The organism is Marinobacter sediminum (assembly GCF_016820575.1).
GTDB classification, from domain to species: domain Bacteria; phylum Pseudomonadota; class Gammaproteobacteria; order Pseudomonadales; family Oleiphilaceae; genus Marinobacter; species Marinobacter sediminum.
In genome coordinates, this window is record NZ_JAEMQH010000001.1 from 243,867 (window position 1) to 267,212 (window position 23,346).

Sequence of the window (23,346 nt, forward strand, 5' to 3'; positions counted from 1 at the left end):
GATGACTGGATATTTGCCATGGGCAAAACTCACCAAGAAATAGTCGAAACCCGCGTCCACGTCTCTGAACTGGCGCTGGGTATGCACGTTGTGCGTTTGGACAGGGCCTGGGAGGAAACGGACTTTCTCCTCCAGGGCTTCGTAATCAAAGATCCCCGGGAGATTCACTCCCTGCAGGCACAGTGTGAGTTCGTTTTTATCGAAGGCAAGCTGGAAAAAGCCTCACAACACGCGCCGCACCCGACCCGATCCGGAACCCGACCAAAATCGTCCTCGGGCTTTCTTGGCATGTTCAAACGCTCACCCCAAAAGCCGGTCGAGAAGGAAGAAACGGTCAAGAAAGTCGCCCCTCGCAGGCGTGTCAACTACATCAACAAAGTCGATGTAGGCACTGAGATGCCTTTTGCTGCCGTCAAATTCGAAGATGCCCAGAAAACCGCAAAATCCATCATGTCGGGCCTCCGAGTGGGCCGGGCACTGGACCTGAATAATGCCCGAGCGGTAGTGAACAGCTGCGTTGAAAGCGTCCTGCGGAATGAAAACGCCCTGATGCTGCTCACCAAGATTAAACACCAGGACGAATACACCGCCGAACACTGCATCAACGTTTCGATTCTGTCGGCCGCTTTCGGCAAACACCTGGGGCTGCTGGAAGGCGAGATTCGCACCCTGGCACTGTGCGGCCTGCTGCACGACGTCGGCAAGACCCGGATCCCGGATGCTGTCCTGAACAAACCCGGTGCGCTGACGCCAGCGGAATTCGACATGATGCGGGGCCATACTACCCATGGCCGCACCATTCTGATGGGCACCAGCAGCTCCTTGGCTACCGCAGTAGACGTTGCCTTCGCTCATCACGAGCGGATGGATGGCCAGGGCTACCCGCGAGGACTTGAGGCCCACCAAATCCCCTACTTTGCCAAGATTGTGGGCCTCGTCGACACCTACGACGCCATCACCAGCAATCGGGTTTATGACAAAGGCCGCGCCTCCATGCAGGCTCTCGATATCATTCATAAACACCGGGGCACCCAGTTCGACAAGGAACTGGCAGAAGCGTTTATCCAGATGATCGGCATCTATCCGCCGGGGTCGATCGTGGAAATGCTAAACGGCGAGGTCGGGATCGTGGTTGAGAGTCATCCGAAGCATAAGCTCAAGCCCAAGGTACTGATAGTGCGCGATGCCGATCACTTGGAGATAACGCCCCACCGGAGCCTGGACTTGATGACGGCGCCGAAGGATAACGCCGGTGATACATACCAGATTGCCAAAGAAGTGCCGGACGGCACCTACGGCATTGTGCTGCAGGACTTTGTCGATCAGGGGCTGATCATGTCAGCCCCTATTCCGGAGACCTCAGACGAGCCCTGGAACGGCTAGCGGCCCGGTAATTTGGTGACCGCCATGGTCAGCCTGGAAATGCAGGTGGGCTTGCCTTCCTCATTCTCCAGGCGGATTTCCCAAACCTGAGTGGTACTGCCGATGTGCAGCGCGGTTGCAGTGCCGTATACCCAGCCCTTGCTGACCGGGCGCAGGTGGTTGGCGTTAATATCAAGGCCCACTGCCACTGTGTCCGGATTCTTCAGGCAGCAATTGGCGGCCATGCTGCCGAGGGTTTCCGCCAGCAACACCGAGGCCCCGCCGTGGAGAATGCCAAATGGCTGGACAGTGCGCTCGTCCACCGGCATACGGCCTTTGACGTAGTCGTCGCCAACCTCCAAATACTCGATCCCCATGTGACCGACTGCGGTGTTTTTACTGGATTCCATGAACGATTCAAGATTCGGGGTGCGGGTCCAGATAGCCATTCGACGACTGCCTCCTGTAACAGGGATTGTGTTTGTAGGAGCCCCAGTCTAGCCAGATAGGATGCGAACGACTATCGGAATCTGCTCCTCCGGCGCTCACTCGACCCGAACCAGCTCCTGCTTCGCCCACCCCAACCGACCGGTCTCGGCAATCTGCCGGCGCATGCCCGGCACCGGCCGGATCATGAACAGGTCACCATTGCGCCCGACCAGGGCTTTCGAGACACCAACGCCTTTGGCAAGTTGGGCATGGGCATCCATGTGCTCCCCTTCTCCATGCACCGGAATGGCGATCTTCGGCCGCACCCACTGATACATGGCCTGAAGCTCTTCCCGGGCCGGGTGGCCGGAGGCGTGAATCGGCACGGCCGATTGCTCGGCGGTAATCACGGTAACGCCCATGGCCCGAAGCCGGTCGATCAAAGCCTCGATGGCCTCTTCGTTTCCGGGAATGGCGCGGGCGCTGAAGATCACGGTATCACCGGCTTCCAACTCGAAATCCGGGTGACTGCCCATCGCCAGGCGACGCAAAGCAGTGCGCGGCTCACCCTGGCTACCGGTGGCCACGGCCAGAACCTCAGCCTTCGGCAGGTAGCCAAGGTGCGATGGGTTAATCAGCTTGTCAGCCTGATCCCAGATACCTGCGGCCCGCGCGGCCCCACTCATGTTGATCAGCGAGCGCCCGAGCAGACCCATGTAACGCCCGGTTTCCCGGGCTATCAGGCCAAGGGTGTGCAGCCGGGCAATGTTGCTGCCAAAGCAGGTCACCACCACTCGCCCCGGAGCGGCTCGGACCGCGTCCAGCAGCCCCTGGTGCAGCGCCGCCTCGGAAACGGAGTGCCCGGCCACCGTGGCATTGGTGGAATCGCAGACCATGGCATCCACGCCCTCGCTCGCCAGATCGGTAAACGTCTCGCGGGAGTAGCCATGGCCCACCAGGGGATGGTCGTCCAGTTTCCAGTCGCCGCTGTGGAAGATGTTGCCGATGCCGGTACGAATCATCAGGGCATTGGGGTCTGGAATGGAGTGCGTCAGGGCCAGCCACTGAACGTTGAACGGGCCTATCTGCCGGCGCTCGCCGGTCTCCACCACAACGATCGGAACGCGGTGGGCCAGGTCAAATTCCGCCAGCTTGCGCCGCAGGATCTCGGCAGTGAACCGACTGGTGTAGATTGGGCACTGCAACAAAGGCCACAGATAGGGTACGGCGCCAACATGATCTTCATGGGCGTGGGTGATGATCAGTCCCGCCAGCTGCTCCCGGCGGTCAGCAATAAAAGCCGGGTCGGCCATCTGAACCGGAGGCTCGCCACGGTGGTGCACCGTGCCATCCGCCGACACCCGGCCAGGCTTGGGGAAGGTCACACCACAGTCCACCATCAGCCATTGGCCATCGTGACCGTAAAGATTGAGATTCATGCCGATCTCGCCAGTTCCGCCGAGCGGCAGGAACCAGAGGTCATTATGGTCCGGAGTCATTGAGCGAATTTATCCAAGTAAGTAGCGCGAGCATCGCAAGTAGGAGCGGTTTCAAAACGCCCATTCTGCCCCCCTCCTTAAACACTCGATATGTCGAATCTGCAGTCTACCGCAATGTACTGAGAATAGCCCCGGGCAGATCTGTCCTGTTCTAATCCACGTAACCCCGGTTGAAAATGTTTCTTTAGGCTCCAACTCGATACCAGGCGCAGTTGAGATTTGCCATTCATTCGTCGATAAAAGGACGGACACACTATGAAGATTTTGATGGTTCTGACTTCCCACGACCAGATGGGCGATACCGGTCATAAAACGGGCTTCTGGCTCGAAGAGTTTACCGCGCCCTACTATGTTTTCCGGGACGCCGGTGCCGACATCACCCTTGCGTCTCCGAAAGGTGGTCAGCCACCGGTTGATCCCAACAGCGAGGGCGAAGACGCACTGACCGAAACCACTCGTCGATTCCAGGCCGACGCTCATGCCAAGGAATCACTGGCCAGCACCAAGAAGCTGGCGGACGTGGACATGAATGACTTTGACGCCGTGTTCTATCCCGGTGGCCATGGCCCGCTGTGGGATCTGGTCAACGACCAGAAATCCATTGAGGTGATCAAGACCGCCTACGAACAGGATAAGGTAATTGGCGCGGTGTGCCATGCCCCGGCCGTGTTCCGGAATGTGGAAGTGAAGCCGGGTCAGAACATTGTTGGCGGCCGCAACGTGACTGGCTTCAGCAACAGCGAGGAAGAGGTGGTTGGTCTGACCAACGTTGTGCCGTTCCTGCTGGAAGACATGCTGAAGGAAAAAACAGGCACCTACACCTGCGGTGACGACTTCACGCCACACATCGTAGTAGACGGCAAGCTGATCACCGGTCAGAACCCGCCCTCCTCGGAAGGCACCGCCAAGGCGGTGATCCAGGCCCTGCAGGAAGGCTAATCAGCCCTCTTGTACTTGCTCCCCGGCGTGGCTAATCAGCACGCCGGGCGCTCCCGCCTCCAGCAACTCCCTGACCGCCCCCGGCACTGACACTTTGGCCATTTTCGAAGGCTGAATCATCACATAGGTGATGTCGGCATCCGCAATCAGTTGCTCCTCACCAAACCGATAGAACTCCAGATGCAGGGTGAACGAAGTATTGCCGATCCGCCCTGCCCGGATGCGGGCCTCCAGCACGTCGTCAAACTTTGCCGGTGCTTTCCAATTCACCGTCAGGCTGACCACCTGAATATCCAGGTCCTGATCCAGCAGGCTCTGGTAATTACCAAACAGCGTGCGGATGTATTCGTTGACAGCGATGTCGACAAAATCCGCGTAACGGGCGTTGAAAACCACGCCTTGGGCGTCGCACTCGCCGTAGCGCACGCGGAATCGGAAACGGAATGGCAGTTGATCTGGCATAGGACTCCTCAATTAATCCCCGGCAATGTCAGCCACAGGATCTCATAATCTGTGCTAGCTTTTTTAGGAATGTCCCATACGGCTGACCAATTCCATGAGCAATCCCAAACACACCCTTTTCTGGATGACGTTGTTCCTGGCGGTTGTCCTGATCGTCGGCGTGCTCATCCACAAACCCCTGATGACCGCGTTCATGGCGAATTGGGTCTTCAATCTACTGATCGTGGGCGTGCTGATTGTTGGTATAGGGCTGACCTACCGACAGGTGTTCGTGCTGTTCCCGGAAATGCGCTGGATCTCCCAGTTCCGCACCGGGCACTCGGGGCTGTCGGTGCTGCAGGAACCCCGGTTACTGAAACCCCTGGCCCGGCAACTGGGCGAAGAATCCAAGCGGGACCGGTTCAAACTCTCCACCCTGTCCCTACGCACGGTGCTTGATGGCATCCACTCGCGCATGGACGAACAGCGGGAAATCACCCGCTACTTCATCAGCCTGCTGGTGTTTCTGGGCCTGCTGGGCACCTTCTGGGGCTTGCTCGGCACCATCAATGCCGTGGGCGAGGTCATCACCAACCTCGATATGGGCCAGGGCGATTTCGGCAAGGTCTTTGCCGATCTTCAGGCCGGCCTGCTAACCCCGCTGCAGGGCATGGGCACGGCCTTTAGTTCGTCGCTGCTGGGCTTGGGTGGCTCGCTGATTCTGGGCTTCCTGGACATTCAGGCCGGTCATGCCCAGAACCGGTTTTATGACGGCCTTGAGGAGTGGCTCACCGGTGTCACCAATCTGGTGGACATCGTGGACGAAGACAACGTGCAGTCATGATCGGATCCAAGCGCCGCAGCCGCAGTGCCACCAACGTCTGGCCCGGGTACGTCGATGCCCTGTCGGCCCTGCTGATGCTGGTGATCTTTATGCTGCTGGTCTATGTCGTGAGCCAGCTGTACCTGTCGCAAACCCTATCCGATCGCAACACGGAACTGGCCCGCCTGAACCAGCGCTTGAATGAAATCTCCCAGCTGCTAGGGCTGGAGCAGAGCAAGACCGAAGCCCTGGAGCAGCAAATGGCGGCGGTGCAAGACGACTACAGCGATTCCCTGGCCCGCAACGAAGACCTGCAGACGCGCCTGGACGCTTCCCGGAACCAGCTGATGCAGCAATCGGCAGATGCTGAAGCCCGGGCCGCGCGCCTGGCCAGCATGAACGAGGAACTGGAAGAGCAGGATCAGCTCTCCGCCAGCCAACAGGCGATGATCCTTCGGCTGTCGAACCAGATCGCCTCCCTGCAGGCACAGTTACGGCAAATCACCGCGGCCTTGAAGCTGCAGAAAGAGGAAACCGCAGAGAAGGAAGATGAGTTGGAAGATGTTAGCCGGCGGCTGAATACCTTGCTGGCGGAGCGAGTCAATCAGCTGGAACAGTACCAGTCTGAATTCTTCTCCCGGTTGCGGGACATCCTGGCCACCAACGAAAACATCCGGGTGGTGGGTGACCGCTTCCTGCTGCCGTCGGAGTTGCTGTTTGCCTCCGGTTCAGCGCAATTGGGCGAAGAGGGCAAGCGTGAATTGGACAAACTCGCGGAAGTCCTACTCGATGTGGTCGCCTCCATTCCCGGCGACATTGACTGGATCCTTCGAATTGACGGCCATACCGACCTGATTCCGATCAACACCCCGCAATTCCCCTCAAACTGGGAGCTATCCACGGCACGGGCGGTGGCGGTGGTGCGTTATCTGGCTGCTCAGGGGGTGCCGGAGAGGCGCATGGTAGCCGCCGGCTTTGGCGAGTTCTTCCCGGTTGCCAGCGGCACCACTCCGGACGCGCTGCAAAAGAACCGGCGCATCGAGATTAAGCTGACCGATCGCTAGCAGTGATCGGGGCGAGTGCGGCCCCGCCCCGATCGACGCGGCTTAGAAGTGAATGACGGTACGAATGCTCTTGCCTTCGTGCATCAGGTCAAAGGCCTTATTGATGTCTTCCAGCGGCATCTCGTGAGTGATGAACACGTCCAGCGGGATCTCGCCCTTCTCGGCCTTTTCCACATAGCCCGGCAGTTCGGTCCGACCCTTCACGCCACCAAAGGCAGAGCCCTTCCAGACTCGTCCGGTCACCAGCTGGAACGGGCGGGTGCTGATTTCTTCGCCGGCACCGGCTACGCCGATGATGATGGATTCGCCCCAGCCCTTGTGACAGCACTCCAGCGCCGAACGCATCAGCTGAACATTGCCGACACACTCGAACGAGTAATCAACACCACCGTCGGTCATCTCAACGATCACTTCCTGGATCGGCTTGTCGTAGTCCTTGGGATTAACCACATCGGTAGCGCCCAACTGTTTGGCAATGTCGAACTTGCCGGGGTTGATGTCGATAGCGATGATTCGGCTGGCTTTCGCCATGGTAGCGCCGATGATGGCCGCCAAGCCGATGCCACCGAGTCCGAAGATAGCGACGGTGGCGCCCTCTTCCACCTTGGCGGTGTTCAGCACGGCGCCAATGCCGGTGGTCACGCCACAACCCAACAGGCAGACCTTATCGAGTGGCGCTTCTTTGGGAATCTTGGCCAGCGACACTTCCGGCAGCACCGTGTATTCGGAGAAAGTGGAGCAGCCCATGTAGTGGTAGAGCGGCTCACCGTTATAAGAGAATCGAGAGGTGCCGTCGGGCATCACGCCCTTACCCTGGGTAGCACGAACGGCGCCGCACAGGTTGGTCTTCCCAGAGGTGCAGAATTTGCACTCGCCGCACTCGGCGGTATACAGCGGAATGACGTGGTCGCCCACCTCCAGGTCGCTTACGCCGGGGCCAACCGCTTCCACGATGCCACCGCCTTCATGGCCAAGGATGGTCGGGAACAGGCCTTCGGGGTCGGCACCAGACAGCGTGTAGGCGTCGGTGTGGCAGACCCCGGTGGCGACAATGCGAACCAGAACTTCGCCCTGCTGGGGCGGGGCAACATCGACTTCGACGATCTCGAGCGGCTTGTTGGCCTCGAACGCGACGGCGGCGCGGGATTTAATCACGGGCAAACTCCTTTAAAGGGGTGGTAATGAATATCTTGGATGTGCCTGGTTTGACTCACTCTAGACGACCGGTCTAATCTATCATCCATGCAATCGAACGACACTCGCAATCACATTATTCAGACCGGCGCCGAGCTGATCGGCCAGAAAGGCTTCAGTGCCACCGGCCTCAATGCCATATTGACCGCGGCGGGCGTGCCCAAAGGCTCGTTCTACCATTACTTTAGCAGCAAGAACGATTTCGGCCTGGCCGTCATCGACACCTTCGCACAGGAATACGACACGACGCTGGATCGGATTCTTACCGATACCAGCCGTTCCTGTGTTGATCGTCTGCGGGCCTACTTTGATACCGGCTTTGAGTCCATGGCCAACTGCCAATACACCAGCGGCTGCCTGATCGGCAACCTGGGCCAGGAGCTGGCCGGCCAGAACGAAACCTTTCGCCTGCGCCTGAACCGGGTGTTCTCTGGCTGGGAACAGCGTTTCGAGCGCTGCATCGCCGAAGGCCAGGCGGCCGGTGCCATCGATTCCTCCATCAACGCTTCGGATGCAGCCAGCCTGCTGCTTTCCGGTTGGGAAGGCGCGATCCTCCGATCGAAAGTGGTCAAATCCACGGAGCCTCTGGAGCGATTCGTACGCGTGTTCTTCAAACAGTGCCTGGGCATTGCCTAATCCACCCGGGCAATAATCTCTTGCCGGATGAAGGGCGTACATTTCAGCACCTGAAGCCTGGCCTGCCCTTTGGCTGGCGTGATGTTTGGATAGGAGCGCACCGACTTGCACACACTGTACTGGTTCACCCGGGACTTACGCCTGCACGATAACGCGGCCCTGTTGGCCGCGTCGAAATCCGATGTCCTGCTCTGCGTCTACGTGGTGGACCCACGCTGGTTTGCCCCCGGCCCCCTGCAGTCCCGTGCTATGGGCACCCATCGCTGGCGTTTCCTTTGGCAAAGCCTGATGGCGCTTGAGCGCAGCTTGCGGGAGCTGGGGCAGCGCCTGCACATTGCCTACGGTGAACCGGAGTCGGTTCTGCCCCAGCTCGCCCATGAGCACCGCATAGCGCGCATCATCCGTTCCCGCCAGCCCGGCACCCAGGAAGCCGGCCAGTGGCAGCGTCTCAAGGAGCAACTGCCCAACACCTTGTTTCAGCAATTCGAGACCCTGAGTCTGTTCACCGAAGGCTCGCTGCCGATGGCCTTGAGCGAACTGCCGGACACCTTTTCGCAGTTCCGCAAACAGGTGGAGAAAACCGGTGATCGCTGTTCCGAGCGGCTGCGCATTCGCACCCTGACCTCACTTCCGCCACCTCCGGGCTTCCCGGAGGACAACCGCGGCGACTGCCCCGCCATCGCCACCCCACAGCATCCGCTGCCGTTCCGGGGTGGCGAAGACAGGGGGCTGGCGCAGCTGAAGCAGTTCCTGTTTGTCGACCACGGCATCGCCCAGTATAAAGAGACTCGGAACGAACTCGACAAGTGGGACTCATCCTCAAAATTCTCACCCTGGCTGGCCAATGGCTGCCTGTCGGTGCGGGAAGTGGCGGAGAGCATCACCGAATACGAGCGCACCGAGACCAGCAACGAGTCGACTTACTGGCTCTGGTTCGAGCTGCTTTGGCGAGAGTATTACTATTGGTACGCTTTGAAACACGGCGCCAACCTGTTCCGCCGGGACGGAGTGCAGCGCAAGAAGCGGCCGGCAACCTTTTACGGGCACCGGTTCATGGCCTGGTGTCAGGGTAATACCGAGTATCCCCTGGTGAACGCTGCCATGAACCAGCTCCGGGAAACCGGCTACATGAGCAACCGGGCCCGGCAACTGGTGGCCAGCTGTTTCGTCAACGAGTTGGAACTGGACTGGCGCTACGGTGCGGCATGGTTCGAACAGCAGCTGATCGACTATGATGTTGCGAGCAACTACGGCAACTGGCAATACCTGGCTGGCGTGGGCGCCGATCCACGCGGGTTGCGGCAGTTCAATCTCGACAAGCAGGCCAAACAGTACGATCCCGTCGGTACGTTTGTGGATCGTTGGGATGGCCACGCCGAGCAGCCGGTGGGCTTACACACGGTAGACGCAGCAGATTGGCCAATTCTATGACCGCATCAACCAACACTGACAGCGCCCGCGAGGTACTCGCGCGCATCATCGACACCACGCAGCCGGCAACGCTGGTGTGCTGCGGTGCAGTGGCGCAAGAGGTGGCCGAACGCTGGCAAAGCCACAAGAATGACGCCCGGATCTGGCGCCTGGACACCGGAGACCCCAATGCGGCACTTCCGCCAACCGCGGTTCAGGACCTGGCTCTGATCACCGATACCCTGGAGCACCTGCCGCACGGCGAGGGCGCCCTGCTGCTGGGCCAATTGCGCAACTATGGCACCCACCAGATTGCCGTGCTGGTAGGCGACACTCCGGATTGGGCCTTCAAGGATTTCATCGGTCTGGGCTTTCGCCGCCACGCCGAAATACAGGGTGAAGCCGGTACCCTTACGCTCTACACCTACAACCTCGACACCTACAACCACAAACGCGCCTGGAACAACCCCGACAACTGGGCCAACCCCGAAATGTGGGGCAAGGCGTGGTGGTAAATCGGCAACGGCAGCGATCCATCTGCCCGCATTGCCAGCTGCACGCCAACATTTGCGTGTGCGACCAGTGCCAGACGGTGGCCAATGGCACCCCGATCACGGTCATACAACACCCGTCGGAGGTGGGTCGCAGCAAGGGCACCCTCAGAATTCTTGAACGTTGCCTGGACCAGCTGCAGGTTGTGGTGGGTGAATCCCCCGAGCAACTGCGACAGGCCGGATTGAGTCTTGCAGACTTGAATGAAAGCACCGCGGTGCTGTTTCCCGGCTCCGACAGTCAGCCCCTTGAGGAAGCTGACACCAGCGCCATCAAGCGCTGGCTGCTGCTGGACGGAACCTGGCGCAAGGCCGCCAAGATCCTGCACCTGACCCCACAAATTGCTGCCCTGCCCCGGTTCCACTTCGCGCATCCACCTGGGTCGCACTATGTGGTCCGCAAGGCACCCGCCGAGCACCATCTGTCGACCTCCGAGGCGGCCGCTTACCTGCTGCATACCCTGGAGCCCCGCCTGGACGTTCAGCCGATCCATACCGCCATGGCCGCGTTAGTGGACAAACAACTGGCCCAGATCCCGCCGGAATTGCGAAATCGCTACCAGAAAACGGAACAACGCTGACCGACTTTGAACCGACCAACGTAAAACCCCTCATTCGCTGAACCAGCAGGGGACTTATGACATCAACATTTTCACCACCAGAGCTATCCAGAATCATCGAAATGGCGTGGGAGGACCGCACCCCATTCGAGGCCATCGAGCACCTGTACGGGCTCGGCGAAAAAGAGGTGATTCACCTGATGCGACGGCAACTGAAACCATCCAGCTTCCGGCTCTGGCGCAAGCGGGTGAGTGGACGGCGCACCAAACACCGGCAGCTCCGGCCAGCCGGGGTCAACCGAGGCTATTGCCCTACCCAATACAAACACCGTTAAGACCGCAATGGTTGGCAACCGACTCAGGCTTAAGCGATCATGGTGACTGCACTCCCTCTGGCAAAAGGACACGCCGCAATGGCTCTGTTTAATGAAAAAAACGCGGAAAAACAGCTGAATGCCGAATCCAGTAAGGTGCATCGCGCCGATCTGGAAACCCTGCTGGAACGCCAGCGGGCCATTGAGGAGAAAGTGAAAGGCAGTGGCAAGCTCAGCCGCTTCAGCGCCGATATCAAGCTTATGTTCGCAATGATCCGCGATTATTGGCACGGCAACTACCGCAGTGTGCCCTGGAAAACCATTGCGGCCATTGCCGGCGCGCTGCTGTACGTTCTCAACCCGCTGGATGTGATCCCCGACCTGATCCTCGGGTTCGGATTTATTGACGACGCCGGCGTGGTCGCGCTGTGTCTGAAGCTGGTGGAATCGGACCTGCACCGCTACGCGGCCTGGAAAGAACACCAGGGCTCGCAAAACAAATTTACACATTCGAATTGATTGAGACAGAAACGGGACGTACTCTTTCACAGGTTCCTTCCTTCGCTTAATTCTCTGGAGACGACGTGGATTTCGCCACCCTGATTGGCCTTGTCGGCGCCATAGTGCTCATCGCTTCCGCGGTTATTCTCGGTGTTTCACCGGATGTCTTTGTAAACGGTCCCTCCCTGCTGATTGTGATCGGTGGCAGCGCCCTGGTGGTTTTGGCCAAATTCAGTTTCGGCCAGTTCCTCGGCGCCTTTGGCGCCGCTGCTCGAGCCTTTAAGTTCAAGTTGCCTGAAACCCAGGCGGCCATTGAGGAACTTGTCGACGTTGCCCAGGTTGCCCGCAAAGAGGGGGTACTGGGCCTGGAAGGCCGGGACGTTGACTCACCTTTTCTCGCACAAGGTATCCAGATGCTGGTGGATGGCCAGGACGGCGACACGATCCAGCAACTATTGAGCAAAGAGCGGGTAATGACGCTGGAGCACAACCGTTCCGGCGCCAAGGTGTTCACTGCGCTGGCCGATGTTGGACCGGCCATGGGCATGATTGGCACCTTGATTGGCCTGGTGCAGATGCTGTCGAATATGGAAGACCCAAAATCCATTGGCCCGGCCATGGCGGTTGCCCTGCTAACCACCCTCTACGGCGCCATGCTGGCCACCATGATTGCGTCACCCATTGCCGACAAACTGTCTTTGCGCATGACCGAAGAGGCGCGCATGCAATCCCTGTACATCGATGCCCTGAAGGCCATTCAGGAAGGCACCAACCCGCGAATCATCGAACAGCTGCTGTCCAGCTATCTGTCGCCCAAAGAGCGCGCCAAAGCCGGCGAGCCTGAACCAGCCAACGGGTAAGTCATGGACGAATTGCCAGAAGAGGAAAAACCGGGCATCCCGGCCTGGGTTGTCACCTTCGCCGACCTGATGTCACTGTTGATGTGCTTCTTCGTGTTGCTGCTGTCGTTCTCCGAAATCGACGCCATGAAGTTCAAGCAGATTGCCGGTGAGCTGTCGAAGGCGTTCGGGGTTCAGCGCGACGTCCCTGCTCTGGACATCCCCATGGGCACCAGCCCGATCTTCGACAAATTCTCTCCGGCACCGCCCGAGCCCACCGTAGTGAACGAGGTCAAGCAGACTACGACTGACAAGAAGCCCGAGCTGCAGACCCTCAAAAGCCCAACCGAACAAGCCATTGAAGCAGCCACCCAAGAGCAACTGGACCAGAGCACCCAAAACATCCTTGAGGTGCTGAACGAGGCCATTGAAGATGGGCGCATCAACGTAGCTCAGGACGAAGATCAGCGCAGGATCGTGATCCGTATTGAGGAAAAAGGCTCGTTCCCATCCGGGTCCGCCGACCTCACCTGGGACTTTGAGACTCTGCTATTGGACATGGCCGGCGTGCTCGCCGAGATTCCGGGCAAACTGACGGTGGAGGGGCACACCGACGACATCCCCATTCGTACCTCGCGGTTCTACAGCAACTGGGACTTGTCTGCAGCCCGGGCGGCAGCCGTCGCCAATGCGCTGTTGGCGGTTGAAGAGGTTGAGCCCACGCGACTGGCAGTCAAGGGGTTGGCCGACACCAAACCTCGGGTCAGCAACGACACCGCTGAAAGCCGCGCCAAAAACCGTCGGGTGGAAATCATCATTGACCTGTCAGGGCCGCTGAAGGAACAGGAAATTGAGCTCCGGGAGCTGGTGGAGTCGGGCGCTCTCGATCAGGAAGCAGTGATCGATTTCGAAGCAGAACCGACCCCTGAGATCCTGCTGGAAGACGACAACCCGAATAACGACATCACCTGGTAATCGCCCACACCTTCTGGCTGCCCATTTCAGTGCAAATCCGACATATGCGCACCTCTTTAGTGCAGTAATTCACCATTGGGCATCGGACTTCCCATCCAATTCCACCACAACTGACTAACGCTCCTGATTTTGCATCGTTTTGGAACGTCTCTTGCTTCTATGCACCCGACCAATGCATAACAAGCCCGACCGAGGCCAACAAAACAACTCAGGAGCGAAAACCCGTGGACATCACGAGTGCAGTACACACCCTGACTGAGAGCGCTAACACGCTGTTCATCCTTATCGGTGCCATCATGGTACTGGCCATGCACGCCGGCTTTGCCTTCCTCGAAGTGGGCACCGTGCGGCACAAGAACCAGGTTAACGCCCTGGTCAAGATCATGACCGATTTCGGCGTCTCTGCCGTGGCCTACTTCTTCGTGGGCTACTACATCGCCTACGGCAGCCACTTCATGTCCGGTGCGGCCGAACTGACCGCCAGCAACGGCTACGAACTGGTCAAGTTCTTCTTCCTGATGACCTTCGCGGCAGCCATTCCCGCTATCGTGTCCGGCGGCATCGCCGAGCGCGCGAAGTTCTACCCGATGCTGATCGCCTCCGCTCTCATCGTCGCCTTGGTGTACCCGTTTTTCGAGGGCCTGATCTGGAACGGCAACTACGGTTTCCAGGCCTGGCTTGAGAGCCAGTTTGGTGCATCCTTCCACGACTTCGCAGGCTCCGTTGTGGTGCATGCTGTAGGTGGCTGGATTGCCCTGGCCGCGGTTCTGCTGCTCGGCGCTCGTAACGGCCGCTACCGCAACGGCCGAGTGGTCGCCTTCGCTCCGTCCAACATTCCGTTCCTGGCGCTGGGCGCCTGGATTCTGACCGTCGGCTGGTTCGGCTTCAATGTGATGTCCGCGCAAACCCTCGACGGCATCAGTGGCTTGGTGGCCGTCAACAGCCTGATGGCTATGGTCGGTGGCATCCTGGTGGCCATGTTGGTGGGTCGCAAGGACCCGGGCTTCATCCACAACGGACCGCTGGCCGGCCTGGTGGCGGTCTGTGCCGGCTCGGACCTGATGCACCCGGTGGGTGCACTGATCACCGGCGGTGTTGCCGGCGCCATCTTCGTTTACCTGTTCGAATGGGCCCAGGCCAAGATTGAGCGCCTGGACGATGTGCTGGGTGTCTGGCCTCTGCATGGCGTCTGCGGTGTCTGGGGTGCGATTGCCTGCGGCATTTTCGGCCAGGAAGCCTTCGGCGGCCTGGGCGGAGTCAGCCTGATGTCGCAGATCATCGGTTCCGTAGCCGGTGTCCTGGTAGCCTTCGTGGGCGGCCTGATTGTGTACGGCGTCATCAATGCCATCTCCGGCCTGCGCCTAACCGAGGAAGAAGAGTTCAACGGCGCGGACGTCAGTATTCACCGTATTGGTGCAACCTCCGTCGAATAGGGCAGCTGGGTACCAAAATGAAACAGGCGGCCGTTTGGCCGCCTGTTTTCGTTCTAGCCCTGAATTGACAGAACGGCCGTCCTCTCCTTTGCTGTAAGACAGGGCACGACATCAACAACCTAGCCACTGGCCCGCCTTTTGCTACCTATTACCGTAGTGAGTGCCGATTTCACCGGCACCCTCCAAGGAGACGAACGGAATCATGCTGATTGAGACACCGGACGCAGGTCTGTTTGATGAACTGTTCGATAAGGACAATCGAGTACGGCCCCATTGCCGTATGCTGGAAAAATGGTTGCTCGAATCGGATGAAAACCTGATTGCGGAAAAACGCCGGGAAGCCGATGTGTTGTTCCAGCGTTTGGGCATCACTTTTAACGTCTACGGTGAGGACCAGGGCGCCGACCGACTGATCCCGTTTGACCTGATCCCCCGGATTATTTCCGCCAGCGACTGGCACAAACTTCAGGCCGGTTTACGCCAGCGAGTAACAGCGCTGAACCGCTTTCTGCACGACATCTACCACAACTATGAAATCGTGAAAGCTGGCGTAATCAGTGCCGAGCAGGTATTTGCCAACAGCCAGTACCAGCCCGGCATGCAAAACCTGAAGCTGCCGAGGAACCTGTACTCCCACATCGCCGGAATCGATCTTATCCGCAACAACGATGGCGATTTTTACGTGCTGGAGGACAATCTTCGGTGCCCCAGCGGGGTCTCGTACATGCTGGAGAATCGCCGGATGATGATGCGGCTGTTCCCCGAATTGTTTGCCCACTCACCGGTGGCTCCGGTGGAGCACTACCCCAATCTGCTGGGCGAAACCCTGCGCGCCGCTTCATTAAAGGCTAACCCAACGGTGGCTGTGCTCACCCCAGGCCGGTTCAACAGTGCCTATTTCGAGCACGCCTTCCTGGCGCGACAGATGGGCGTGGAGCTGGTAGAAGGCGCCGACCTGTTCGTGCACCAGAACAAGGTCTACATGAAAACCACCGTAGGCCCGCAACAGGTGGATGTTATCTACCGCCGCGTCGACGACGATTTCCTCGACCCGCTGGCCGGCAACCCAAGTTCAATGCTGGGCGTGCCCGGGCTTTATGCCGCCTACCGAACCGGTAACGTGGTCCTGGCCAACGCCATGGGCACGGGGATTGCGGACGACAAGTCGATCTACCCGTATGTGCCGGACATGATCCGCTTCTATCTCAGCGAAGAACCCATTCTGAAGAATGTGCCAACCTGGCAGTGCCGCAAGAAGAAAGACCTGCAATACGTGCTGGACCACCTGCCGGAACTGGTCGTTAAAGAAGCTCAGGGTGCCGGCGGCTACGGCATGCTGATCGGGCCCAAGGCCAGCAAGAAAGAGCTGGAAACCTTCCGCGGTCTGCTCAAGGCACACCCCGAAGATTACATTGCCCAACCGACACTCAGCCTGTCCACCTGTCCCACCTTCGTGGACGAGGGTGTGGCACCCCGGCACCTGGATCTCCGGCCCTTCGTGCTGTCCGGCAAGAAGATTCAGATGGTCCCCGGCGGGCTGACCCGCGTGGCCCTGAAAAAGGGCTCACTGGTAGTGAACTCCTCTCAGGGCGGTGGCACCAAAGACACTTGGGTACTGGAGGACGACTTATGCTGAGCCGCGCAGCCTCCAGCCTGTTTTGGATGGCCCGTTATCTGGAGCGGGCAGAAAGCCAGGCCAGACAACTGGATGTCAGTTTGAACATGGCCCTGATCGACGTTCCGGAAGACCGCACCGAACAACTCTCCGTGCCGCTGCTGGTCTCTGGCACCTACGATGAGTTCTTCCAACACCATGAAGAGATCACGCCCCAGAACCTGATCGACTTCCTGTTGCTGGATGATCAGCACCCGGCCAGCGTCTTTAACTACATTCGAAACGCCCGGGACAACGCGCTCCATGTCCGGGGCAACCTGTCGGCCGATGTCTGGGAAACCATCAACCGGGCCTGGCTGGACCTGAAAGTACTGCAGCAAGAGGGCGTCACCGAATCCAACGCCAGCTCCGTATTCGACTGGATTCGCGAACGCTCGCACATGTTCCGGGGCGCCGCCTATGGCACCCTGCTGCGCAACGATGCCTTCCACTTCCTGCGCCTGGGCACGATCATCGAGCGCGCGGATACCACCGCGCGGGTGCTGGATATTCGCCACGTCATGGCAACAAAGGCGATGGAGGAGCAGGCCACTCAGTCCTTCTTCGAGTGGACCGCCCTGCTGAATTCCCTGGCGGCGTTCGAAGCTTACCAGAACACCTACGGGCACAGCCTGGACCCCACCAGTGTTGCGGAATTGCTGATTCTCTCCCATGAACTGCCGCGGTCCCTGCACAGCTGCCTGGAGGAAATTGCCGGCCTGCTAGAGCGGGTTGAAAGTGGTTCCGCTCAGAGAGCACGGCGCATGGCCTCAAGCCTCTATGCCAACATCCGTTTCGGTGATACCGCCTACATCGAGGAACGTGGCCTGCATGACTACCTCGTGGATTTCCTGGCAAGGATTCAGCGCATTGCCGGTCAAATTCAGAAAGACTACATGGGGTGGCACCAATGAGACTGCATATTCGTCACGAGACGACCTACACCTACGAATCGCCGGTACGCAACAGCATCCAGTACATCCGGCTGACGCCCCGGAACACGCCCCAGCAGCGTATCCACGAGTGGCACCTGGACACCCCGGGCGAAACTAGCGAGATGATCGACGGTTATGGCAACCCGGTAACGGTGATGACCCTGAAGAAGGCGTTTCCCAGCATCACACTGGTCGCCGAAGGCATTGTCGACCTGACCGGTAAACCCCTGACCAAGGACGACTCCCCGTTTCCACCCGAGGTGTTTCTGTGCGACACGCCGCTGACCGAGGTGGACGATGATCTGAAGGCGTTCGCCGAACAGTACTCGCCCAACAAACGCAGCCTGCTTCGCCTGATGAAGCATCTACGCGAACACATCGCGTTTACCCCGGGAGTCACCAAAGTGACCCACACCGCGGCGGAGGCCTTCAAGCTCGGTGCTGGTGTGTGCCAGGACCATACCCATATCTTCATCGCCTGTTGTCGTTATATCGGCGTGCCGGCTCGCTATGTCAGTGGCTACATTCATTCGGTCAGTGATGACCACGTGGCCACCCATGCCTGGGCCGAAGTCTGGCTGGGCAGTAACTGGCAGACCTTCGATGTGGTCAACACCCTGAACGTGGCCGAAAGCCACCTGAAACTGGCGGTCGGCCTGGACTACCTGGATGTGGCGCCCGTTCGCGGCATGCGCAACGGCGGTGGAACCGAGCACATGCAAACCCGGGCCTGGGTGACCGAGGCCGCGCAAGCGCAGTAACAAAACTGCCAAAAAACGCACAATAAAGCGCTCACGTTCCGGCTGAATTCGTTTTAGACTACGCGCATTATTGGAGCCTGGCAGGAGGGCTTTATGACTTATTGCGTAGCGATGCGACTGGCCGACGGGCTGGTGTTTGCGTCGGATTCCCGGACCAATGCCGGTTTCGACCAGATCTCGACATTCCGTAAGATGCATGTGTTCGAAAAGCCGGGCGAACGTGAGCTGGTGTTGCTGTCCGCCGGCAACCTGGCCACCAGTCAGAGTGTGATCAGCCTGCTGGAGCGCCGCGCCGGCACAGACACCACCAACGTGCTCAACACCGCTACCATGTTTGAGACCGCCGAAATCGTGGGCCAGACCATGCGCGAAGTGATCCGCCGGGATAACCCGGACGGCAAGCTGAGCCATGTGGATTTCAGCTGTTCGCTGATTCTCGGGGGACAGATCAAAGGCGAAGCACCGCGCCTGTTCAACGTCTACCCGGAAGGCAACTTCATTGAGGCAACCGAAGAAACACCTTACTTCCAGATTGGCGAGTCCAAGTACGGCAAACCGATCCTCGACCGGATCGTGAACTACCGGACACCACTGGACCGGGCTTATCAGTGCGCCCTGATCTCATTTGACTCCACCATGAAGAGCAACCTGTCAGTGGGCATGCCCCTGGACGTTGCGATCTATCGCAAAGACGCCCTCAAGCCTTGCCTGATGGAGCGGGTTGAGGAGCAGTGTGAATACTTCCACAGCCTGAGACAGCAGTGGCACAGCGGCATCCAGGAGCTGTTCGCCAGTCTGGAACCCCCAACGACCAGCTGAACGGCTTACTTCGCGTCATACCCGGTGAGCTCCATGTAGCCCTCCCCCGAGTGACTACCACTGACGCTGACCGGACTTTCCCAGTACGGGTACTGGCCCTCATTACGGTAATCGCCGGGCGGCGCAGCAATATCAAGATCGACACCGTAACGGGGCACCTGCAGCCGCCAGCGGGTTGGCGTTGCCTCGGCGTCCGCGTCGGGAGTCAGTATCAGATCGTCGGCACTCAGCGAAACCGCCTCACCTTCACCCGTAATCCAGGTACCTGAGGTGAACGCACCGCCGTCCTCCCGTAACCGGAACGTCATCAGCTTGTTGCCGGAATCCAGGTGCAGGGCAAACCAGTCCCACCCCTGCTGCCCGGTTTTCAGCAACTGACTGCTCCACTCCCGATCAAACCAGCCCTTGCCGCGGACCTTCTGGATTTCGCCGTCGATGGTGACCTTACCGGCTATGGCGATATCCACCAGACTGAAATACATCGAACCCTCACCACTGGCCGACTTGGCGCTGAAGCCCTGATCACCGTGCGCCACCGGCGGGCCGTTCAGCCGCAGGAACAGATCGTAGGACCAGTTATCCGCCGACACCTGCAATCGCCATCGGCCGGACTCGCCTGTACGGCTAAGCCTCCAGTCATCAAGCCAGACCTCGAACGGTTGTGCCGTGGCGCCGGCGTGACCAACATCGGCCCGGGCCAGGCGCTCGGCGAAATGATGCTGGCCACGCCAGCTGAGTGCACCGTGAGCCATCCACGCCGCCTGCAACGGCCACTGGGACGGAGCCGGCGGTGTCGCATCCGCCCGCCTCGGGGTCAATGCCTGGCGAAATTGCGTCCATTGCAGGCCCAGCGGCTCACCCGCCTGGTTTTCGAGATTGGCAGTCAGGTACCACCATTCGATGCGGTGCTGGGGGTGGGGCCCGAAATCCTCTGGGAATTTGAGCCGGTCGCCCGGGCCCGGCTGCAAGAAAGGCACGTCGGTATCGGTCTGTTGGGACTCGGCAAGCCCCGCGAAGCCGCTGTCCTCGGACTCCCTAGAACAGCCGGCAACCAGAAAAAGCCACAAGAATGACGCCAATACCCGAAAAAAGACCGGAAAGTGAATCGAACGCACACAAGATGTCATCGTTCACCTCCAGCCAGGCTACTGGCGGATGCCGGCATCGTGGCCGGCTGTTGCAGCTGACGACGCATCAGCGCGGCGATGCTCAGGCCAACCACCAGGCTGAGCCCGATCAGCTCTACCCAGAACGCCGGATACACTGCCATCGGCAAAGACCAGCCAAAGGCCAACGGGTTGATCCGGTGCACCAGCACCCAGGTCAGCCAGATACCCAACGGTAGCGCCAGCACTGCAATGCCAATAGTCAGGCTGACGGCAAGGCGCACCATCTGGCCGGCCACCTCCCTGTCGCGCAAGCCCCACACCGCCAATAACCGGTAGTACCAGACCCGGGTTGAGAAGAACACCCAGCCCATGATCAGCAATGCAGCGGCCGCCAGAATCAGGGTCAGCACCGTCATCGCCCGGGTCAGCAGGAACGTCTGGTCGAACACGGTATCCGCCAGCTCCCGAATGCGCTCGTTATCCCGCACTGTCACCGTCTCCACCTGCCATACCCGCTGCAGCCCTGATACCACGGTCGCTATGTCCAGATTGCCCGGATTGATCGACAGGCTCTCAAATCCGGGTTTGAACGCCGCCGGCAAAAGCCCGGCGTTAAGCAACACCTCGCCAGCCGGGCGACCATAGTCGGGATAGATGGCCAGAACCGGCAATGACAGGGTTTCACCGGCTACCGTTAGTGTCAGCGGCCCATCCACAGCCAGTTGACGCCGACGCGCAAGCTGTTCATTGATCATGACGCCCTCGCCCCGGGCGAAGGCCTGCCAGGGTTGGTCTGAAGCTGCCTGCAGGCGCCACTGGGTCAGCAGCCGACCTACAGGCGCCACGGCTAGCAGGTCGACACCCTGTCCCGGCTCTGACTCCGACACCCTCAGCTCCGCCTTGCCCCGCACCACCCGCTGCCAGTCTCCGCTTGCGGCCAGCTGAGGCTCGTTCGCCAGCCAATCGACGGCGAGGCCGCTCTCCGCCCCCGCAGGCACTTCGACAAAAAAGTCCGCCGCCAGCCGCTGAGACAGCCACTCATCAAAGGTGGCCTCAAACACCGTTACCAGTGCCTGCATCGCCAACACCATGGCCAGCGCAAACTGCAGTGCCACCAGCGGCAATGCCAGGCGCCGGGCCAGAACTCCAAATTCGGCGAAGTGCCAGCGTTTAAGCGGGTCCGGCGCAGCCCGGGCAAGGCGTCGGGCCAGGCCGGACATCAGAACTGGGGCCAGCAGCCCGGCGCCGACGAATACCAGGGCAACGGCTACAAACACCAGCACCAGCGACGACGCCACCAAAGCCAGCACCACCCCGAACAGCAGAACCGCCAGGGCCAGGGTGCGTCGCTGCCCGGCCAGGAGCGTTACCGGCGCTCGCGAAACCGGCCGGATCAGATCAATCAGGCAGACCACCATCACCACCGCCATCATGGTCAAAACCGACGATAGCCAGCTCGCCGCCTGACCGGCGTACAGCGGCGCATCGAACAGATTGTCCAGGGCCTGACCGAATCCGCTGCCCAGCAGCCCGGCGAGCAACCGGCCCAACGCCACACCCGGTATCACACAGAGCCCCGCCAGCAGGGCCATTTCAAGCACCAGCAAGCGATTAACCGACACCGGCGACACGCCGAACCGGTGCAACAGAGCGAAACTGTCCCGGCGTTGGGCCAGCCCTAATTGATACACGCTGCGCAGCAGCAAAGCGGTGATCAACAGCACCAGCACCCCAAGGGCATCCAGGTTCAGCAGGAAACTCTCACCCAGCTCACCGGTGTCGGGGCCAAGGCTGAAACGGGCCAGGCGATAGCCTGCGGGCAAGGCCGCCTGGCTGACCTGCTCCGCCGCCAGCAGCGTCAATTCGGCTGACCGATCGTCAGGGCCGGCAGTCAAGGCTGCGGCATCGCGAATATCCAGGAAGGGCTTGCCGTTCAGGGGCTGGTTCCAGGCTTGCGCGGATTCGCCGGCCCCGGCAAAACAGCTTGCCGCTAACCCGTCTACGCCCACCACCCGGCCCTGTGCATTCGGGCGCTGCACCTCAAGCCAGGGCATGACGCAGACTCCGGCCCGGCGCAGGGTCACGAAATCCGCCACCGCAACCGACTGCCCGTCCAAGCGAACCACTTTCCGCCGCTCCGCCACCGCCTGCTCACTTTGACCGAGACTGGCCCTGGCCTGATAGGTGAGATGACTAACCCCGGTCCACAGCATGGTGGCGACCACAATCATGGTCGCCAGGGCGAGCAGCTGCAGCGGGTGACGCCGGTAATGACTGAACACTGCCGCAAACAGTGTCATCACTGCTGCCGGTCTGCAGGCGCGGAGCGAGTAGAACGCATGGAGGATGTAGAAGGCGAAGAGGAGCTGGACGGGTGCGCCAGATCCAGGCGCTGGCCGCAGCGGGCCGCCAGTTCGGCGTCGTGGGTGGCTAGAATCAGGGCGCAATCGTGGTCGGCCTGGAGCCGAAACAGTTCATCGGCGACGTCATCGGCAGTGTGCCGGTCCAGGCTGCCGGTCGGTTCATCCGCCAGGATCAGGGACGCCTGCATGGCAAACACCATGGCCAGGGCCGCACGCTGGCGCTGGCCACCCGAGACCTGATCCGGAAACCGGTCGCCCAGGGCTCCGATGCCCAGGCGTTCGAGCCAGGCCAAACAGCCCTGATCGTCCCGACCAGCCAGCCGAGCCCTCAACCGAACGTTGTCGAGCAACGACATGGCTGGCATCAGGTTGGCTTCTTGGAACACCACACCGATGCGCTGGCGCCGGAGATCTGCCCAGCGCCGGGCCTGTGCTCGTCGGTCAGAGGCCTGGCCGCCGTCAAAGCGTTGCCCGTCGATATCGATCACGCCGGCGTCTGGGTGTTCAAGGCCGCACAACAGATTCAACAGGGTGCTTTTACCGGATCCGGACCGGCCCATTAACGCCATGGACTGTCCCTGGTTCAAGGTTAAGGCCAGGTTCGCCAGCACAGGGATCTGCTCGCTGCCGCTCTGAAAACCCTTGGCCAGTCCGTGAACCCTCAGCAAAGCTTGTTCCATCGAAATCTGCCTTTACTCGTCAATTCCTATCCCTTTATTCGTCTACTCCTATCCC

General features: G+C 59.9%; 24 protein-coding genes. 17 read left to right on the forward strand and 7 right to left on the reverse strand.

Features of this window, described 5'->3' with window-relative positions:
• Positions 1-18: 18 nt before the first annotated feature.
• Positions 19-1,383: a cyclic di-GMP phosphodiesterase gene (locus FGO67_RS01140; RefSeq protein ID WP_203298908.1), complete on the forward strand. Its 1,365-nt coding sequence runs from the start codon at positions 19-21 to the stop codon at positions 1,381-1,383.
• Here the strand turns inward: FGO67_RS01140 and FGO67_RS01145 are convergent.
• On the reverse strand, positions 1,380-1,811 hold the full coding sequence (locus tag FGO67_RS01145; RefSeq protein ID WP_203298909.1) for a hotdog fold thioesterase: 432 nt from the start codon (positions 1,809-1,811) through the stop codon (positions 1,380-1,382). The genes FGO67_RS01140 and FGO67_RS01145 overlap by 4 nt on opposite strands.
• A 96-nt stretch (positions 1,812-1,907) precedes the next feature.
• On the reverse strand, positions 1,908-3,290 hold the full coding sequence (locus FGO67_RS01150) for a ribonuclease J (RefSeq protein WP_203298910.1): 1,383 nt from the start codon (positions 3,288-3,290) through the stop codon (positions 1,908-1,910).
• A 255-nt stretch (positions 3,291-3,545) separates the two neighbouring features.
• Here FGO67_RS01150 and FGO67_RS01155 point away from each other — a divergent pair, with 255 nt between their 5' ends.
• Positions 3,546-4,229, forward strand: coding sequence for a type 1 glutamine amidotransferase domain-containing protein (locus FGO67_RS01155; RefSeq protein ID WP_203298911.1), 684 nt, complete (start codon positions 3,546-3,548; stop codon positions 4,227-4,229).
• Here the strand turns inward: FGO67_RS01155 and FGO67_RS01160 are convergent, their stop codons facing one another.
• A complete protein-coding gene (locus tag FGO67_RS01160; RefSeq protein ID WP_203298912.1) occupies positions 4,230-4,691 on the reverse strand; it encodes an acyl-CoA thioesterase in 462 nt (153 codons plus the stop codon).
• 94 nt (positions 4,692-4,785) lie between these two features.
• On the opposite strand from FGO67_RS01160, the gene FGO67_RS01165 reads away from it, so the two are divergent.
• Both FGO67_RS01165 and FGO67_RS01170 read left to right on the forward strand, forming a co-directional pair.
• Positions 4,786-5,514, forward strand: a complete 729-nt coding sequence (locus FGO67_RS01165) for a MotA/TolQ/ExbB proton channel family protein (RefSeq protein WP_203298913.1) — start codon at positions 4,786-4,788, stop codon at positions 5,512-5,514.
• The gene (locus FGO67_RS01170) at positions 5,511-6,557 is read left to right on the forward strand and encodes a peptidoglycan -binding protein (RefSeq protein WP_203298914.1); all 1,047 of its coding nucleotides are present in this window, start codon (positions 5,511-5,513) and stop codon (positions 6,555-6,557) included. The genes FGO67_RS01165 and FGO67_RS01170 overlap by 4 nt, the downstream gene beginning before the upstream one ends.
• A gap of 42 nt (positions 6,558-6,599) precedes the next feature.
• Here the strand turns inward: FGO67_RS01170 and FGO67_RS01175 are convergent, their stop codons facing one another.
• Positions 6,600-7,712, reverse strand: coding sequence for an S-(hydroxymethyl)glutathione dehydrogenase/class III alcohol dehydrogenase (locus tag FGO67_RS01175; RefSeq protein WP_203298915.1), 1,113 nt, complete (start codon positions 7,710-7,712; stop codon positions 6,600-6,602).
• Between the two features lie 87 nt (positions 7,713-7,799).
• Between FGO67_RS01175 and FGO67_RS01180 the strand changes: the two genes are divergently transcribed.
• From FGO67_RS01180 to FGO67_RS01240, 13 genes are all read left to right on the forward strand, one after another.
• The gene (locus tag FGO67_RS01180) at positions 7,800-8,387 is read left to right on the forward strand and encodes a TetR/AcrR family transcriptional regulator (RefSeq protein ID WP_203298916.1); all 588 of its coding nucleotides are present in this window, start codon (positions 7,800-7,802) and stop codon (positions 8,385-8,387) included.
• A 105-nt stretch (positions 8,388-8,492) separates the two neighbouring features.
• Positions 8,493-9,818: a DASH family cryptochrome gene (locus FGO67_RS01185; RefSeq protein ID WP_203298917.1), complete on the forward strand. Its 1,326-nt coding sequence runs from the start codon at positions 8,493-8,495 to the stop codon at positions 9,816-9,818.
• Positions 9,815-10,312 carry a DUF6231 family protein gene (locus tag FGO67_RS01190; RefSeq protein ID WP_203298918.1) on the forward strand — a complete coding sequence of 166 codons (498 nt, stop codon included), beginning with the start codon at positions 9,815-9,817 and terminating at the stop codon, positions 10,310-10,312. Before FGO67_RS01185 ends, FGO67_RS01190 begins: the two co-directional genes overlap by 4 nt.
• Entirely contained in the window at positions 10,306-10,929 is a 624-nt protein-coding gene (locus FGO67_RS01195) for a tRNA-uridine aminocarboxypropyltransferase (RefSeq protein WP_338039519.1), read from the forward strand. Before FGO67_RS01190 ends, FGO67_RS01195 begins: the two co-directional genes overlap by 7 nt.
• Positions 10,930-10,985: 56 nt before the next feature.
• On the forward strand, positions 10,986-11,243 hold the full coding sequence (locus tag FGO67_RS01200; RefSeq protein ID WP_203298919.1) for a TIGR03643 family protein: 258 nt from the start codon (positions 10,986-10,988) through the stop codon (positions 11,241-11,243).
• Between the two features lie 78 nt (positions 11,244-11,321).
• Entirely contained in the window at positions 11,322-11,741 is a 420-nt protein-coding gene (locus FGO67_RS01205) for a YkvA family protein (RefSeq protein ID WP_203298920.1), read from the forward strand.
• Positions 11,742-11,806: 65 nt separating this feature from the next.
• Entirely contained in the window at positions 11,807-12,583 is a 777-nt protein-coding gene (locus FGO67_RS01210; RefSeq protein WP_203298921.1) for a MotA/TolQ/ExbB proton channel family protein, read from the forward strand.
• 3 nt (positions 12,584-12,586) lie between these two features.
• A complete protein-coding gene (locus tag FGO67_RS01215; protein WP_203298922.1) occupies positions 12,587-13,537 on the forward strand; it encodes a flagellar motor protein MotB in 951 nt (316 codons plus the stop codon).
• A gap of 224 nt (positions 13,538-13,761) precedes the next feature.
• Complete coding sequence (locus FGO67_RS01220) at positions 13,762-14,970, forward strand: ammonium transporter (protein ID WP_203298923.1); 1,209 nt, start codon at positions 13,762-13,764, stop codon at positions 14,968-14,970.
• Between the two features lie 202 nt (positions 14,971-15,172).
• Complete coding sequence (locus tag FGO67_RS01225; protein WP_203298924.1) at positions 15,173-16,606, forward strand: circularly permuted type 2 ATP-grasp protein; 1,434 nt, start codon at positions 15,173-15,175, stop codon at positions 16,604-16,606.
• A complete protein-coding gene (locus FGO67_RS01230; RefSeq protein ID WP_203298925.1) occupies positions 16,600-17,538 on the forward strand; it encodes an alpha-E domain-containing protein in 939 nt (312 codons plus the stop codon). Before FGO67_RS01225 ends, FGO67_RS01230 begins: the two co-directional genes overlap by 7 nt.
• Complete coding sequence (locus FGO67_RS01235) at positions 17,535-18,320, forward strand: transglutaminase family protein (protein ID WP_203298926.1); 786 nt, start codon at positions 17,535-17,537, stop codon at positions 18,318-18,320. The genes FGO67_RS01230 and FGO67_RS01235 overlap by 4 nt, the downstream gene beginning before the upstream one ends.
• Positions 18,321-18,413: 93 nt before the next feature.
• Positions 18,414-19,139 carry a proteasome-type protease gene (locus FGO67_RS01240; RefSeq protein WP_203298927.1) on the forward strand — a complete coding sequence of 242 codons (726 nt, stop codon included), beginning with the start codon at positions 18,414-18,416 and terminating at the stop codon, positions 19,137-19,139.
• Positions 19,140-19,144: 5 nt separating this feature from the next.
• On the opposite strand, the gene FGO67_RS01245 is transcribed toward FGO67_RS01240, so the two are convergent.
• From FGO67_RS01245 to FGO67_RS01255, 3 genes are read right to left on the reverse strand one after another with little or no spacing between them, the layout of a single operon-like run.
• Positions 19,145-20,266 carry a lipocalin-like domain-containing protein gene (locus FGO67_RS01245; protein ID WP_203298928.1) on the reverse strand — a complete coding sequence of 374 codons (1,122 nt, stop codon included), beginning with the start codon at positions 20,264-20,266 and terminating at the stop codon, positions 19,145-19,147.
• Positions 20,263-22,548, reverse strand: a complete 2,286-nt coding sequence (locus FGO67_RS01250; RefSeq protein ID WP_203298929.1) for an FtsX-like permease family protein — start codon at positions 22,546-22,548, stop codon at positions 20,263-20,265. The genes FGO67_RS01245 and FGO67_RS01250 overlap by 4 nt, the downstream gene beginning before the upstream one ends.
• Positions 22,548-23,291 (reverse strand): ABC transporter ATP-binding protein, encoded by a 744-nt coding sequence (locus tag FGO67_RS01255; RefSeq protein WP_203298930.1) that lies wholly within the window; start codon positions 23,289-23,291, stop codon positions 22,548-22,550. The genes FGO67_RS01250 and FGO67_RS01255 overlap by 1 nt, the downstream gene beginning before the upstream one ends.
• Positions 23,292-23,346 lie beyond the last annotated feature (55 nt).

What these genes read in the sequence shown, in the direction of transcription:
- FGO67_RS01170 (WP_203298914.1), top strand. Translation starts at nt 5,511, where the DNA reads ATGATCGGATCCAAGCGCCGCAGCCGCAGTGCCACCAACGTCTGGCCC.
- FGO67_RS01155 (WP_203298911.1), top strand. Translation starts at nt 3,546, where the DNA reads ATGAAGATTTTGATGGTTCTGACTTCCCACGACCAGATGGGCGATACC.
- FGO67_RS01255 (WP_203298930.1), bottom strand. Translation starts at nt 23,291, where the DNA reads ATGGAACAAGCTTTGCTGAGGGTTCACGGACTGGCCAAGGGTTTTCAG.
- FGO67_RS01240 (WP_203298927.1), top strand. Translation starts at nt 18,414, where the DNA reads ATGACTTATTGCGTAGCGATGCGACTGGCCGACGGGCTGGTGTTTGCG.
- FGO67_RS01160 (WP_203298912.1), bottom strand. Translation starts at nt 4,691, where the DNA reads ATGCCAGATCAACTGCCATTCCGTTTCCGATTCCGCGTGCGCTACGGC.
- FGO67_RS01190 (WP_203298918.1), top strand. Translation starts at nt 9,815, where the DNA reads ATGACCGCATCAACCAACACTGACAGCGCCCGCGAGGTACTCGCGCGC.
- FGO67_RS01180 (WP_203298916.1), top strand. Translation starts at nt 7,800, where the DNA reads ATGCAATCGAACGACACTCGCAATCACATTATTCAGACCGGCGCCGAG.
- FGO67_RS01145 (WP_203298909.1), bottom strand. Translation starts at nt 1,811, where the DNA reads ATGGCTATCTGGACCCGCACCCCGAATCTTGAATCGTTCATGGAATCC.
- FGO67_RS01165 (WP_203298913.1), top strand. Translation starts at nt 4,786, where the DNA reads ATGAGCAATCCCAAACACACCCTTTTCTGGATGACGTTGTTCCTGGCG.
- FGO67_RS01235 (WP_203298926.1), top strand. Translation starts at nt 17,535, where the DNA reads ATGAGACTGCATATTCGTCACGAGACGACCTACACCTACGAATCGCCG.
- FGO67_RS01225 (WP_203298924.1), top strand. Translation starts at nt 15,173, where the DNA reads ATGCTGATTGAGACACCGGACGCAGGTCTGTTTGATGAACTGTTCGAT.
- FGO67_RS01250 (WP_203298929.1), bottom strand. Translation starts at nt 22,548, where the DNA reads ATGACACTGTTTGCGGCAGTGTTCAGTCATTACCGGCGTCACCCGCTG.
- FGO67_RS01150 (WP_203298910.1), bottom strand. Translation starts at nt 3,290, where the DNA reads ATGACTCCGGACCATAATGACCTCTGGTTCCTGCCGCTCGGCGGAACT.
- FGO67_RS01215 (WP_203298922.1), top strand. Translation starts at nt 12,587, where the DNA reads ATGGACGAATTGCCAGAAGAGGAAAAACCGGGCATCCCGGCCTGGGTT.
- FGO67_RS01230 (WP_203298925.1), top strand. Translation starts at nt 16,600, where the DNA reads ATGCTGAGCCGCGCAGCCTCCAGCCTGTTTTGGATGGCCCGTTATCTG.
- FGO67_RS01245 (WP_203298928.1), bottom strand. Translation starts at nt 20,266, where the DNA reads ATGACATCTTGTGTGCGTTCGATTCACTTTCCGGTCTTTTTTCGGGTA.
- FGO67_RS01205 (WP_203298920.1), top strand. Translation starts at nt 11,322, where the DNA reads ATGGCTCTGTTTAATGAAAAAAACGCGGAAAAACAGCTGAATGCCGAA.
- FGO67_RS01200 (WP_203298919.1), top strand. Translation starts at nt 10,986, where the DNA reads ATGACATCAACATTTTCACCACCAGAGCTATCCAGAATCATCGAAATG.
- FGO67_RS01140 (WP_203298908.1), top strand. Translation starts at nt 19, where the DNA reads ATGGGCAAAACTCACCAAGAAATAGTCGAAACCCGCGTCCACGTCTCT.